11 protein-coding genes and 1 tRNA gene are annotated in these 14,076 nt (G+C 61.1%); 9 read left to right on the top strand and 3 right to left on the bottom strand.

The features are described 5' to 3' along the window. Positions 1-14: 14 nt before the first annotated feature. The 4 genes from tilS (at position 15) to F7R19_RS17820 (ending at position 4,350) form a co-directional block, all read left to right on the top strand. A complete protein-coding gene (tilS, locus tag F7R19_RS17835; protein ID WP_285846848.1) occupies positions 15-1,430 on the top strand; it encodes a tRNA lysidine(34) synthetase TilS in 1,416 nt (471 codons plus the stop codon). Positions 1,431-1,583: 153 nt separating this feature from the next. Beyond that, on the top strand, positions 1,584-2,834 hold the full coding sequence (locus F7R19_RS17830) for an aspartate kinase (RefSeq protein WP_061956131.1): 1,251 nt from the start codon (positions 1,584-1,586) through the stop codon (positions 2,832-2,834). Between the two features lie 133 nt (positions 2,835-2,967). Continuing rightward, positions 2,968-3,061: transfer RNA gene (locus F7R19_RS17825), tRNA-Ser, on the top strand. A gap of 110 nt (positions 3,062-3,171) precedes the next feature. Then, positions 3,172-4,350, top strand: a complete 1,179-nt coding sequence (locus F7R19_RS17820) for a site-specific integrase (protein WP_150981473.1) — start codon at positions 3,172-3,174, stop codon at positions 4,348-4,350. Positions 4,351-4,419: 69 nt separating this feature from the next. Here F7R19_RS17820 and F7R19_RS17815 read toward each other — a convergent pair whose 3' ends face one another. From F7R19_RS17815 to F7R19_RS17805, 3 genes are all read right to left on the bottom strand, one after another. Next, positions 4,420-5,253 carry a toll/interleukin-1 receptor domain-containing protein gene (locus tag F7R19_RS17815; protein ID WP_211922750.1) on the bottom strand — a complete coding sequence of 278 codons (834 nt, stop codon included), beginning with the start codon at positions 5,251-5,253 and terminating at the stop codon, positions 4,420-4,422. 88 nt (positions 5,254-5,341) lie between these two features. Beyond that, complete coding sequence (locus tag F7R19_RS17810; protein WP_150981525.1) at positions 5,342-6,550, bottom strand: helix-turn-helix domain-containing protein; 1,209 nt, start codon at positions 6,548-6,550, stop codon at positions 5,342-5,344. A 2-nt stretch (positions 6,551-6,552) separates the two neighbouring features. Next, a complete protein-coding gene (locus F7R19_RS17805; protein ID WP_150981472.1) occupies positions 6,553-7,272 on the bottom strand; it encodes a hypothetical protein in 720 nt (239 codons plus the stop codon). Between the two features lie 369 nt (positions 7,273-7,641). On the opposite strand from F7R19_RS17805, the gene F7R19_RS17800 reads away from it, so the two are divergent. The 5 genes from F7R19_RS17800 (at position 7,642) to F7R19_RS17780 (ending at position 14,046) form a co-directional block, all read left to right on the top strand. Then, positions 7,642-8,220 carry a recombinase family protein gene (locus tag F7R19_RS17800; RefSeq protein ID WP_150981471.1) on the top strand — a complete coding sequence of 193 codons (579 nt, stop codon included), beginning with the start codon at positions 7,642-7,644 and terminating at the stop codon, positions 8,218-8,220. 674 nt (positions 8,221-8,894) lie between these two features. After that, positions 8,895-9,392 (top strand): hypothetical protein, encoded by a 498-nt coding sequence (locus F7R19_RS17795; protein ID WP_150981470.1) that lies wholly within the window; start codon positions 8,895-8,897, stop codon positions 9,390-9,392. A 295-nt stretch (positions 9,393-9,687) separates the two neighbouring features. Further along, on the top strand, positions 9,688-10,515 hold the full coding sequence (locus F7R19_RS17790) for a helix-turn-helix domain-containing protein (protein ID WP_150981469.1): 828 nt from the start codon (positions 9,688-9,690) through the stop codon (positions 10,513-10,515). A 596-nt stretch (positions 10,516-11,111) separates the two neighbouring features. Continuing rightward, positions 11,112-11,327, top strand: coding sequence for a hypothetical protein (locus F7R19_RS17785; RefSeq protein ID WP_150981468.1), 216 nt, complete (start codon positions 11,112-11,114; stop codon positions 11,325-11,327). 349 nt (positions 11,328-11,676) lie between these two features. Continuing rightward, the gene (locus F7R19_RS17780) at positions 11,677-14,046 is read left to right on the top strand and encodes a hypothetical protein (RefSeq protein ID WP_150981467.1); all 2,370 of its coding nucleotides are present in this window, start codon (positions 11,677-11,679) and stop codon (positions 14,044-14,046) included. Positions 14,047-14,076 lie beyond the last annotated feature (30 nt).

Below are 14,076 nucleotides of genomic sequence, written 5' to 3'. Positions count from 1 at the left end.
ATACGCTCGCGCAACTGACCGCAAAGGTCGCACAGGCTCTGCAGGCCGGTGCGGCCTTTGTTGTTTCTGGCGCGTCGGCGCCGGCGGCGATTGCGGTGGCGTTGTCCGGCGGACGCGATTCCGTAGCCTTGCTCCACGCCACGCGCGCCGCGCTGCGCGAGGGCTGGCCGGCGGCGCGACTGGTGGCGCTGCACGTGCATCACGGCCTGCAGCCGCAGGCCGACGCCTGGACGGCGTTTTGCCAGACGCTGTGCGATGGATGGCAGGTGCCGCTGGCCAGCGCGCGCGTGACGGTCGCGCCAGCTGCTGGAGAGGGCATCGAGGCGGCGGCGCGGCGCGCCCGTTACGAGGCCCTCGGGCGCATGTGTCGCGAACATGGCGCCGGGCTGCTGCTGTTCGCGCATCATCGCGACGACCAGATCGAAACCGTGCTGATGCGCTTGTTTCGCGGCACGGGCGTGGCCGGCATGGCGGGCATGCCGGCACGGCGTCCGCTCGATGCACGCGGCGATGTGCAACTGCTCCGTCCCTGGATCGACATTCCGCGCGCGCAAATCGACGACTATTGCGCGCAAAACCGGCTGCAATGGATCGACGATCCTTCCAACGCCGACACCCGCTTCGCGCGCAACGCGCTGCGCGCGCATCTGCCCGCGCTGCTGCAGGCGTTCCCCGCACTTCACGATAACGTCGCGCAGGCGGCTGCGCATTTCGCGCAGGCGGCCGGCATGCTCGACGCACTGGCGCAGCAGTCGCTGGCCGCGCTGGTGCGCGCAGGGCGCGACGCCGACACCTTTTCCGAACTCGACCTTGCCGGTCTGCGCGCCTTGCCCGCCGAACATGGCGATGCGGTGCTGCGCCACTGGCTGCGCGATCTTGGCGTGCAGCCGCCATCGACGGCGCGCCTGGCGGCGATGCGTGCGCAACTGATCGAGCACCACGGCGGCGAGCCTGCCATCGCGCACGACGGCCTGGTACTGCGCCGTTTCCGCGATCGCGTGCTGGCGTGCCGGGCCGCGCCGGTGGCGTCGCCCGCGCCGTTCTCGTTCGAGTGGCGCGGCGAGACGCGCATCGTGGTGCCCGCATGGCACGGCGAACTGCACTTCGCGCGCGACGACTCTTTCGGCGTCCCCGAAGACGTGTTGCGCGGACCGTTGAGGCTCACGGGCAGGGCAGGGGGCGAGCGCATCGTGCTGCGTCCGGGCGGCCCGGCGCGAGCGCTCAAGCAGGCCTACCAGGAGGCGGACATCCCTGCGTGGCGGCGCGCGCATCTGCCGCTGCTATGGCGGGAGCAGACGCTTGTGCTGGCGGCCGGACTGGGCATGCATCGGCGCTGGCCGGCAGATTTATCGCATGCGCCGCGCTGGCGCGTGGAGTGGATCGCGCACATCGATTCCGCGCCGCCGCAACCGCCGGGCCACGGAAAATAGGGACAGATCTATTTTTTTATGTGAGTATTTTTCACATAAAAATGACAGCAAATCCGCCACGTTTTTGCCCATTTTGACCCTTTCGGCCTTTACCAGCAGCCAGTCTTGGTGTAATTTCTTCGGCTTTGCACAATCGTCGGCGTCGACTAGAAGATGGCTCTCATCGTTCACAAATACGGCGGCACTTCGATGGGTTCCACGGAACGCATCAAGAATGTCGCCAAGCGCGTAGCCAAGTGGCATCGCGCCGGTCACCGCGTTGTTGTGGTGCCTTCGGCCATGTCGGGCGAGACCAATCGCCTGCTGGGTCTTGCCAAGGAAATTTCCGCGCAGCCGGACCCGCGCGAACTCGACATGCTGGCATCGACCGGCGAGCAGGCCAGTGTGGCCCTGCTGGCCATCGCGCTGCACGGCGAGGGCATCGATGCGGTGAGCTATACCGGCTGGCAGGTTCCGGTGAAGACCGATTCGGCCTATACCAAGGCGCGCATCCAGTCGATCGACGACGAGCGCATCCGCGGCGATCTCGACGCCGGCAAGGTGGTGGTCATCACCGGCTTCCAGGGTATCGACGAGGAAGGCAACATCACGACGCTGGGGCGCGGCGGCTCGGACACCTCGGCAGTTGCCATCGCCGCGGCCATCGAGGCTGACGAATGCCTGATCTACACCGACGTGGACGGCGTGTACACGACCGATCCGCGCGTGGTCGAGGACGCCCGCCGGCTGGACAAGATCACCTTCGAGGAAATGCTGGAAATGGCCAGCCTGGGCTCCAAGGTGCTGCAGATCCGCTCGGTGGAGTTTGCCGGCAAGTACCGCGTGAAGACCCGCGTGCTGTCGTCGCTGACCGACCCCCTGATGCCGCTCGAACAGGAAATGCATTCGGGCACGCTGATTACTTTTGAGGAAGAGTCTGATATGGAAGCAGCCGTCATCTCTGGCATCGCCTTTGCCCGTGACGAAGCCAAGATCACTGTGCTGGGCGTGCCGGACAAGCCGGGCATCGCCTACCAGATCCTGGGCCCGATCGCCGACGCCAACATCGACGTCGACATGATCATCCAGAACCAGTCGGTGGACGGCAAGACCGACTTCACCTTCACCGTGCCGCGCGGCGAATACCAGCGCGCGCTGACGATCCTGAACGACGGCGTGAAGTCGCACATCGGCGCCGGCAGCGTGTCGGGCGACCCGAAGGTGTCCAAGGTATCGGTGGTGGGCGTCGGCATGCGTTCGCACGTCGGCATCGCCAGCAAGATGTTCCGCACGCTGTCCGAAGAGGGCATCAACATCCAGATGATCTCGACGTCCGAAATCAAGATCTCGGTGCTGATCGACGAGAAGTACATGGAGCTCGCCGTGCGCGCGCTGCACAAGGTATTCGAGCTGGATCAGGCGTGATCCGACTCTGATTTTTTTCTGGCGGGATTGTTGTGGATTTTGCGCTCGGTCATCGAAATTTCATTGACCAGCTACAGCACCCTCGCTAGAATACGCGCTTCGTTGTGCGGCTCCCTCGCACAACGCAAGTTTGGGAGACGTGGCCGAGAGGTCGAAGGCACTCCCCTGCTAAGGGAGCATCCGGGCCAAAACCTGGATCGAGGGTTCGAATCCCTCCGTCTCCGCCAGTAATGGCGAATGTGGACCCCAGCCCTTGAGGGGGCTGGGGAATCCGCTAGGAGACAGTCTTACACCGCTGCACCTTCCGCGTGTCACTTACACCGAGGGAGAGTCAGCGATGCACATCACCCGCCGAAACGGCGTCTACTACTTCCGCAAGAAAATCCCCGCTGACCTCGTTGCCATCTACGGCAAGCGAGAGATCATCTACAGCCTCCGCACCAAAGATCGTCCTATGGCGGCCCGCCTTGCGCTTCGTGCTGCCGTCCAGCTTGATGACGAGTTCAGCCTGAAGCGCGGTGAGCCGGTGCCTCCCGAGCGGATTGCTGTAACGCCGGACCAGACTGCGCCTCTGAGCACGCAGGGCGCAGCCGAGCGGCGAGCGCCGAAGTCGAACAAGGTCACGCTGGCCTGCCTTATCCCCATCTGGCGGCGCGAGAACAATCCCACTGACAAGACTGCGGACGCGGTGGCTCGCGCAGTATCCGAGGTGGGCAACCCCCACATCGGAACGATCACGCGGGCGACCGTGGCTGCCATGCGGGATAGGTGGCTGGAGCGGGGTAACACCGCTTCGACCGTCACCAAGAAGGTCGGCTTCATCCGTCTGCTTCTGACAGTGGGCCGCAATCGCGGCCTCATCGAAAGCAATCCTGCGGAGGGGATGGCCTTACCTGCGGATACTCGCGCAGTGGAACTGCGGCAGCCGTTCTCAACGAGGCAGGTAACTGCCATCCTCTCTGCGACTGCCGAGTATCGGGACACCGAGCCGGCGAAGTTCTGGATTCCCCGCTTGGGCTATCTCACGGGAGCGCGGCTCAACGAGCTTTGCCAGCTTCGCACTTATGACATCCTGAACAAGGAGGGCTTCTGCGGCCTTCAGTTAACCGATTACGGCGAGTACATGCCGGGCGTGCCAATGACGTTGAAGAACGCTGCTTCGCGGCGTTGGGTGCCTTTGCACCCGTCCCTAAACTCGTTCGCTGAGTGGGCTGCGACGCTGCCACCCGGCCCCATCTTTGGGCTGAAGCCAAACAAGTATGGAGTGGTTTCGGACAGCACAAGCAAGTGGTTCGGGAAACTGTTGCGTGCAAAGCTGAAAATCGCGGATAGCCGGCTGACGTTTCACAGTCTGCGGCACGGAATGGCGGACATGCTTCGCATTGCTGGCGTAGCCGACGTTGTGCGGCATGCCATCCTTGGTCATGCGGAGCAAGGAGCTTCGGGAGCCTACGGCAGTGGCGACCTCCCGGCGCCGCTCTTGGCTGACTGCATTGGGAAACTCAAAGCGTTATAGAGAGAGTTTCTCCGGGCACAGGCGTTTCGGGAATGACACCTGGCGGCGACACTCCCGAATTTTGACGTTTTACTTTCGCCAATAGGGCGAGCCGACCCGAAGAGGCAAGGCCTTCAAGACTTCGTTGAACGCAAGCAATTGACTTGCGGGTTCCTTGTACACATACCGACGCAATAATTCAGGAACAGCGCCTGTTTTGCCATCTTCAGAGAACACCAACGTAATGATCTGGAACTGCTCTCCCTTCTTGCGCTTTTCTTGAATTGCGTAGTCAACTTCGGACGCAAGATAGTTCTCATCCCTATAGTTGGGCGTTATGAAGAACACGGCTGCGCAAGAATCCGAGAAGCCCTTAAGCAGCGATCTTTCAAGTTCCGCGCCAGCGTTCATCGCGTCTTCATCCAGCCAGGGGTCGAAGCCCAATTCGCCCAGCGTCTGCTTGAATTGCCGTACAAGCGGCTTATCGGCCGACTTATGGCTCAGAAAAATCTTCATTGGTGTCAATCCAAGCGCCATCTCGTGCCGGCGCATCATTACTTCGAATTCCTCATCCGTGAATCCACTCGGCGGGCAAAAGACGAGCGCATCTTCAAGCGTTAGACGATGCATCTCGATCAAGCGGCGGCGGATGGCTTCCTTGTTTTCTTCAGTTATCGTTGCCGCTCCGACGATCTCCGGCGTGAGGACACCCATGCCGTCATGCAAGCGCATGGCGGTTGAGCCTGTATGTTTGAAGATGATTATGAACCACCCGCAAAATTGACCAACCAGGAGATTGCATCCAGATACCACCGGCCAACGGGCGGCCAGCGACGGGTGCTTCTCGCGGACACGATTTGCATAGGGGTCTTCGATAATCTCTTTGATCTGTCGAAAGACTTTCTGACTGTTGTTCTCACTCATCTGCGTATCGTTGGTTTCTTTTCAAATGGGGTACGTAGCGTGATGTCGGCATACCACCATCGGCAGCATTGACATCGCGCTCACGGCGCTACTTCGCCGGAGGAAAGGCGATTACTTGCGCTCCTGCGCTGGGGCGAGTCTGCTCGATCTGCGGAGCATCTCTCTTCAGCCGCACAGCGTCCAGAGAGGACACGCTTGATTGCTGGCTAAAGAAGCCTGAAGGTAAGCTGCACAGTGGCTCAGTAGCATCTGCGCCGAAGCCGATCGCGTCCAGAAGTCCGCCCTTAGTTAAGCCGCCATCAGAGAGGAGTAGGTTGACGGTGCGGGGCAGCAAGCGAATCTGCTCAAAGCCTACGCGCTCATCTAGAGGCTCACCTTTACGCCAGCCACGAGCACTGTAGTTCTTCCACAGCCGCACAGCGTACTCCTCGTCAATGATGTCGAGTTGTTTGCACCGCATAATCATGGCACCAATTGACACCTTCCAGCGGGCCTTCAGCGCGACGAAGGTATCCAAGCTGGGGCGGATCAATTCAGCCGCAAATGTTTCAGCGGGTAATAGGAACGCCGCAGCAAACAAATGCGCTTGGCGTTCAATCTCGGGGTAACGTGTCTGGAACTCGATGTTGTCGATGTCGCGATGCAAGACAAGGTGGCCAAGTTCGTGCGCTGCATCGAATCGGCTCCTTACACCATTAGCCTTGTCGGCCGCCAGGAATACGTACGGTCGCCCATCTGTGTCGAACCATTGAGACGCGCCGTCCATGCGCGTGAAACCAAGTTCTTCACGCACACAGATAACACCAGCGTTCTCCATTGCGAGCACGACATCCGAGATGGGGCCAAGCCCCAAATTCCACATGCGGCGGCACTCTGCCGCTGCCTGTTCAATGTCCGCGTCGGTGATCTTGAGATGGTCGTTCGCACCGAGACGCGGGACATTTATGGCAGGCCAATCTACCCATTCTTGCAGCACCAGACTGATTTCGTTCAACCACTTCAGTCGAATGTCTGCGATCGTTTGAGCTTCTTTCGTAACGGAGGCAGTGCTCCTGTAGAAGCAAACTTTGTCACCGTACTCCGGCACCTTGGCAAGGAACCATGAGCTAGGCATGCAAAGTTCCTCCGCTATCCGTTCCAGGGCGTCTGCCTCGGGAACCTGATCTCCTTTCTCCCACTTCGAAACTGTGCCCGACGACCGACCGACCTTCGCCGCCAACGCGGTCTGCGTCAGTCCTTTGCAAAGGCGGGCCTGTGTTAGGCGTTCAGGCTGAAAGCCTGCTACTCCTGTACGCATCATTAACCTTCAGAATCGCCCATACGGCGTTTCAACTTCCCGAATGCCAAGTCGGGTACGTCGATTTGCTCGGCGGGGTGGTACGCGGCCATGATCTCCGAGACCGGTACAAACAAATGCCAGTCGCGCAGATTTGAGTAGGGCACTCCTACCATCACACTGAACGGGACTGACTGGGGTTGTCCTCGATGTTGCCGGACCGCAACTATTAGACAGCCAAGACCTTCGGGGATTGGATTCTTGAGACCATTGAAGAGATCGGATTGCGTCGGTTCGAGGGGGCCATTGACCGCTGCAATTGCATTGCGATGCTTGGCAGGCCGCGGAGTGCAGTTGTTGAAGGGCACACAAATCTGCCCGAAACGGATCTCCCCGCAAGCAACGAGACTGAACCGCTCACCTTTCGGTTCCGTGTGCGGGGCGGCGGCCTCCATGCCCGCTACCACAGCAGCCTTGCGCAGCGCCGCGTTTGACCCGTAGTGCTGAAGCTGCGGCAGCACCCTGAAACGCTCAGGTTCCTCGTATGTGCTGGCCGCTTGGTGCGCCACAAAGTGCGCGGTTTCAATTTCTTCCACTACTTGTTGGAAGAACAGGGCCGGCGTCCGCGACGCGATGTACTGGATAAGCTGGTCCTTCATCGGACGCTCGACAACTTGCAGATTCAAGTGACGCTCCATCGACATGAGACTCGGATTTGACCCTATCTTTTCTTCGTTTTGCATCGAAGTGCTGCTTAGTATAGCTGTTATTAAGGTGTTGGCCAAAATTTTGATTGGCATTTTTGCGGGGCTACACACGGCGCGCGCGAGGCCGATTCCCCCCGTGTGCACCCTCCCGAACGCGCCCGCGAACTGATGCGGGTGCGCGCATGATTCACGTCGCGTCCGCGCCCGCATGAAATGCATAGCGCGCCCAGCCGGAGTGGCAGGGCCGCGCAACGAGCCGGTGCAGGGCGGGTATCCAGTGGGCCAGAAGTTCACGGTTATGAACCGGGCCGGGCGGGCCTCTCCTGCTTGGGTCAAAAGTTACGATTGACGCTTAATGCTCTGTGGGCCAGAATGCAGTGTATCTTCTGACCCAATGGAGCAGCCATGACCCGAATCGCCTACTACCGCGTGTCCACCGCCGACCAGTCCATAGAGGCACAGCGCGCTGCACTAGGCGGGGGCTTTGACCATGAGTTCATGGACGAGGGCGTGTCCGGGGCAACACAAGCGGCGAAGCGCCCCGGCTTTGCGAAGCTGCTTGAGTTCATCCGTAAGGGTGACAGCCTGCACGTGTACGCCATCGACCGGCTTGGCCGGGACAGCATCGACGTACAGCAGACCGTGCGCGTCCTCCTAGACAAAGGTGTGATGGTGGAAGTCCGGGGGCTGGGTCAGATAAGCGCAACGGGTGCGGGTGGTCTGCTGTTGGCACTCATGGCGCAGATGGCTGAGTTGGAGCGAGAGCGCATTAGGGAACGCACAGAGGCAGGGCGAGCCGTGGCGCGGGCCAGTTTGGCAGCCACAGGCCGTACACATCGGGGTAAGGCCAGCCTCGGGCGACCAGTGGAGCATGACGCCGCTTCCATCGCAGCATGGCGCACCCAGAACAAGGCCAGCATTGCAGAGACTGCCCGGCACTTCGGCACGTCTGAGAGCACTGTGAAGCGAGCCGTGAGGGGGTAACAGTCTGGCGCAGCGCGCGTACCGAGTACGCACTGTTTTCTCGGACTTTTCGATAGGTACTACGTACCTAGTGGAGCGTGGATAGCTCGCCCTGCGGCTACGGCGGCGTGAAAGCGCAAGCACGGGGGCGACCGGGCGCGGCCACCCCGTACAGATTGATAGGACGCTCACCCCGCTGTGTGCAACGCGCTGCCGCTGTTACAAAAATGTTCGATAGTTGACACAAGCGGGTTGGGACTTTGCCAGGGGCCGGAGGATTTCCCTCACTTCACCTACCCGGAAACCCGCGTAGTAGAGCCGTTTCCTTCATTACCCCCGAATACTCGCAGCGTGACGGCGCGTGGAATCTCCGTGTCTGCTGCCTCGAAATGTACCCATGCGTGGTACATCGATTGCTATTGAAAGGGATGCGGGAGCCAGCCTAGGATGCGGTCCTCGCGTAGACAAACGCGAACGGGCTTGGCCGCTCGGGATCAATAGGCGCACTTCCGCCACGGGCGGCATTATCATTTGTGCGTTGCCTCAGCACGCCCCTTCAATGGCGGGCCGGGGCGGGGACACCTTCGGGTGTGCCGGTTTCCTATTGACCGGTCGGCCAACCTCGCTTCCGGTCCGCCGCCCCCATCTTGGCCGATGCGCGGCAGACCTCCACTCTCTCAATAGGAGGCCGCATCATGCGCCACGCAGTAACCCACACCACTCAGCATTCCAACTCCCCCATCTACAGCCAGGACGAGCACGATGCCGCCTACGGCCTCGGCCAGTTCGGCGCGAAGTACTGGCCTGCCGCACGCAAGGCTATGCCATCGGGCAGCACGCTGCGGGATTGGCGGGACAAGTGCGCACGGGACTTCATCGCCAGCATGAGCGCGGATGGTCATGGACTGCTGCCGTCGATGTTGGCCGGCTTCTATGACGAGGCGGACGACCGCTACGGGCTGCACGAGTTGACGGTGGAATCGCGGACGGCCATCGCTGCCGGGGACACCGTGTTGTGCATCGACGTGGAGGACGCCGAAGACTGGCTGACGCTTGGTAAGACGTACCGGGTGAACGCCGTTGAAGGCGGCGCGCTCGATACTGAACGCGGAGCATGCGTGATTCTGGTTATCACGGACGACAGCGGCGACACCGAAGGCTGGCACCACGCTTCTCACTTCATCCCCGCCTGACCTACCGGCCCGCGCCGGTAGTACCCAAAGGGCTGGCCTATCAGCCGGCCCTTTTTTTGGGCTGGAACATGTGCCGATCTTTTCGTTGCACGACACAGACAATACCCGACGTCCTTTTCGTCCTACGACAAGATAACTAACGCCATCGGTGCTACACCGAGGCGAACACCCAACGTCTATTTCGTCCTCTGACTGAGACACACACCCATCCCTCACGGGGCGGGGTTGTGCCGTCTGGACTTAGGCGTGCTGCGTACTCGGTACGCACTCTTTCGTGGACTCCTCAATAGGTACTTTGTACCTGACCAAGGGCAATCAAATGATAAACGAGGTAAAAGACAGTGCTCAGGCACACGCAGAGCGCGCCAAGGAAATCGCTGCCCTTGGCAAACTCGTCCAGAGCGGGGCCATCTCTATTGATGGCGTATCGCCCAGCAAGCAGGCGGAGGTGCGGAAGTATCTTGAAGGCGACGGAGCACGTGGAATGTCTCCGCAGCAGTTCCATGCCCAGCAGCACGCCGAGCGTATGCGGTACTTCCGCGAGCGCAGCGCCCGAGGACTCAGGACGCACCGCGCGTCACAGAAGGATCACGACTACATCGTAGAGACCATCCTTGACACCGTGGACTTGGGGGCGAAGCCCACTGTGAATCCTCTGGTCCGGGAGTACGCCGAGCAACAGGGGTACTCGCCCGAGTGGGCCGACAGGGTGGCAAATAGCAAGCAGCCCAAGCGAATGGGAAAGTCGCTGAAGGCCCAGCAACAGCACCCTGTTATCCAAGACCTGAAGGGAAACCACATGTTCACGCAAACTCATCAATCCGCCCTGAGGAACGCCACGTACCGGGGTCTAGCCGAATTGCTGTTCTCTGGCTCGCAGTTCACCCGCGAGAAGCGAGCGATGCAAGCTCGCATGGACGCGCTGGAGGCACGTCTTGCCGTCGCCGAGGCGGATGTGGCCCGCGCTAACGTCCGCCTTGACGCAAAGGACGCAGGACTTGATTGGAAGGAAAAGGCCCGAGCGATCCTTGCAGCGGAGCCGGGAATCTCCAAGCGGGAAGTTGCGCGCCGGGTCGGTATGCACGAGAGCACCGTGCGCAAGTACGTATCCGGTCTGCACTGAGCCATGCCCAAGGGACAAGGCACCCGGAAGCACGATCGCCGATGGCAGATGCACCACCAGCAGCCCCGAGCACGCGTACTTACCAAACGCATTCGGGAGATTGCCATCCGAGACACGGCGTTTGCTGATGAACTACGGAAGCGAACCGAGCCAGCCCGGATTGACGCGCTGGTAGCCGGTCGGGGCATCTTCTGGAGCGAGACACCATGCCCGCGTTGTGGCAGTCCGCATCGGCGCGTGTATGACCGGGCCTGCTGGACGTGCTGGAGTACGCGCTACCGAAAGCCGGAGGTATGGGATGCCATTCGAGCGGGTCGCGGGTACGTTGGTGGGAAGCGCAGTAGAGACGGCTGGCTGGATCAGCAGGACATACGACGGCGCACACGAGCCGGCGAATTCAATAGCATCACTCAGGGCGACATCACTGCCCATGAGCACCCGGACGGACGGCTGGAGATAACCCAGCCCCCGGACCTCAAATGCCCCGACTTGCGGGCGATACATCCAACCCGACTATTCCAGTTACTGCATCAGCATCCCATGTTTGTGGAGGTGCTGCGCCGCGCTGGATGGTCTATCGATTGAAGGCAAAGAGCATGAGCAACACAAAGACACACCCGCTGGAAAACGACGCGAGCGAACGCGAGTACTTCGAGCGCATCTCGCAGCATAGCAACGCAGTAGGCCAGTACCGCCGCCTTACGGAGAAGCTGACCGGCTACCTGCCCACATGGGCCGCTCGCAAGACGCCGGGGCGCAAGTCCAGCGCAGAACGGCCCACGCTTGACGTAACCAATCGACGAGGCCGCTGAATGACGCGCCGCTTCCACAAGCCCACGACGCAGACGGTGCGAGCGCGTGAAGCGCGACGAAGTAAGGCGATTCGTGATGCGGACCTGAGTGTGTCGCTGAGTCAAGCGGCAACCCGGAACGCCGCCATGATTGAGGACAGGCTTGCGGGGATGAGTACACAGGAAATTGCGGGGAAATACAACGCACCCCTGGGCCTCGTTTCGCTAGTTACCGATACCTGCGAGCCGTTTTGGGGCTAGTCAACGCACCGCAGTAGCGGCCCCCAACTCACCTCTAATCCCCGGCGTCGTGTCGGGGTTTTCATTTCTTGGCGCGCTCAAGTAGCGCGTCCAATACAGGAGATTAACAATGGCAGTTCCCGACTCTTTCGCTCTCAACTCCGACGGCGGAGTAGTTCTACAGGACGCAGTGCAGACAAGCGCCCCAGCCACGCAGATCAACGGCTCGGCCTCAACGACCGTACCCCAGGCAATAGGTGCACAACTCGCGCCCACCGATTGGAACGGTATCGCCGATACGGGCCTGCGCTCGCTCGAAGCGGTGAACAAGCTGGCTGACGGTGTGCTCAAGCCTTACGTTGAGCGCATGGAGAAGCGGCAGTATTTCGAGGGTATGTCGAAGGTGGTTCAGGGGCAAACGCTCCAGCAGGTTGTCAAAGACGACCCGTGGTACATGAACATCTTCGGCCCCTCGGCCACGGTGCGTGGCGCACAGGCCATGACGGCAACCACTGCGCTCCAGCAGGCAGAGACGGACTTCCTGTCCAACATGGACACGCTGCGCCGGCAGTCGCCCGATCAGGTGAGGCAGTTCCTCGTGCAGCAGGCGACGAACCTGGGCAACACGGGCGATCCTCTCGTGGACGCCACAGTGCAGTCGAAGCTGGCCGAATCGTGGGGTCCGATGCTGAAGACCCACATGCGGGAACACCTCGCGTGGCAGCAGCAGGACATGCTGGAGAAGCAGACCAACCTGAACCTGTCCATCGGCAACGGCATGCGCGCGCAACGCAACGCGAACTCCACCGGCTGGGACCCGGCTGAGAAGGAGGCCGCCTACGCGAATGCCGTGGCCGCCGCCGCGCCGGCTCCGGGGCAGTCTCAGGATTCGTGGAACCGTGGAATGGCGCAGTCGCTTGTCGCCTCGCTACAGAACGGCAATTTCGACCACTACGAGGCGATCAAGGCCAGCCCGCTGTGGAACCAGATCAACGTGAAGGTACGCGAGCAGATTGAGGAGAACATGCCTCAGTTTGTCATGAAGGACGCGCATCAGAATCCCGCGATCACGAGTCTGACGAACAACCTCGCGGGCTTCGAGTTCACGCTCGCTCACGGTTCATCGGGAATCACGACCGAACGTGAGCTGGACGCGCACATCGACCAGTACAACGACAGGTTCTCGCAGCGCACTGGCGCAGGCGCACCGCTTATCGACAACGCCAAGCGAGCGGCCCTGCACAAGCAGTGGCTTGCAGGCCAAGCGGCCATGCAGAAGGCCACGGCGTCCGCTGCGGCGGCAGACGGCAAGTACGTCGATTCGGCGAACGTAGTCAGCCAAGCCTTCGCTACGGGCAACTACTCCGTGCTGAAGGGGCTGGAGTTGGACGGTAAGGCCGTGGCCGACACGATGAACGAGGCGTTCGACCGCGAAGTCGGAAGCAACGACCCCGCGCGCGTCACGAATTACTTCCGTCGCGCAGCGCAGGTGTCTGTGGCCGAGAGCATGCGCAGTCCGAAGTTGGAGCAGATGCTTCAGACCGGCATCAATGGTTTTCTTACGGGCGGCAGTGCCGCGCCGACGAAGGAGCAGATTCAGGCGTTAGCCTGGGCGGGGGCGCTGTATCAGTCGGGCGACAATGGGCCAGAGGCGTTGGTGAACTACCTCGGCGCAGAGAAGGCCGCGAAGGTGGCCGGCTTCCTGAACAGCGGCACGGACCTGAACGACCCGAAGGAGGTTGTGGAGTTCCGCGCCGCGATGCAGAAGGGCCGCCCCGACATTTCACCTACGGGGGACGAGCGCAAGAAGGTGCGTTCGGTCATCCAGTCCGAGAACCCCGGCTGGCTGAAGCAGTTGGTCCCGTTCCTCGGCGGGCAAGGCATGCTGTCGAGGTACAAGCTGACGGACGAGACGGTAGCGAACCTGGAGAAGTCTGTGGCACCGGATGCCGTGCGCTATGCGACCGCGTACAACGTGCCGCTGGAGACGGCGACAAAGATCAAACTGGCGGACACGCTGAAGAACGCGGACTTGCTACCCGGCACGATCATCCCGGCACAGCGCAACGTGCAAGGCGACCGGTCGCTCAACGCGGCGGTGAACCGCATTCTTCCCGGCGTAGGCGTGCAGTCCACTGAGGTGTACCAAACGGCAGTGCGGAACCTCATCAACGCACAGCTTACGGCTGGCGTGAAGGCGGCAGGCGGCGACATGTCGAATTTCAGCCCCGACGATTTCGTGATTCGCAGCGGGCAGCAAGTCGGCAACGGCATGCTGACCGTCTTCATGTTCCCGAAGGACGCCACGAAGGCCGCGACGCTGGGGCCAACAATTGTGAACCTCCTTCCTCAGCCTGTGGCTGATGAAATCTCCCGCCTCACCAAAGAGCGCGGTACGCGCAAGGCCGAGGTGTCTGCGAAATCCCCGACCCTCGATCCGCAAGGATTCGAGGAGAAGCGAAAGCAAGCCATGCGTAAGGCCGGTATTCTCATTGATTGACGCAGTCAGTTGTTGCGATGGCGAATAGGC

The organism is Cupriavidus pauculus (genome assembly GCF_008801835.1).
Lineage (GTDB): Bacteria > Pseudomonadota > Gammaproteobacteria > Burkholderiales > Burkholderiaceae > Cupriavidus > Cupriavidus pauculus.
Note: the sequence above shows the minus strand (reverse complement) of the source record. Positions and strands in the feature narration are given on the sequence as shown.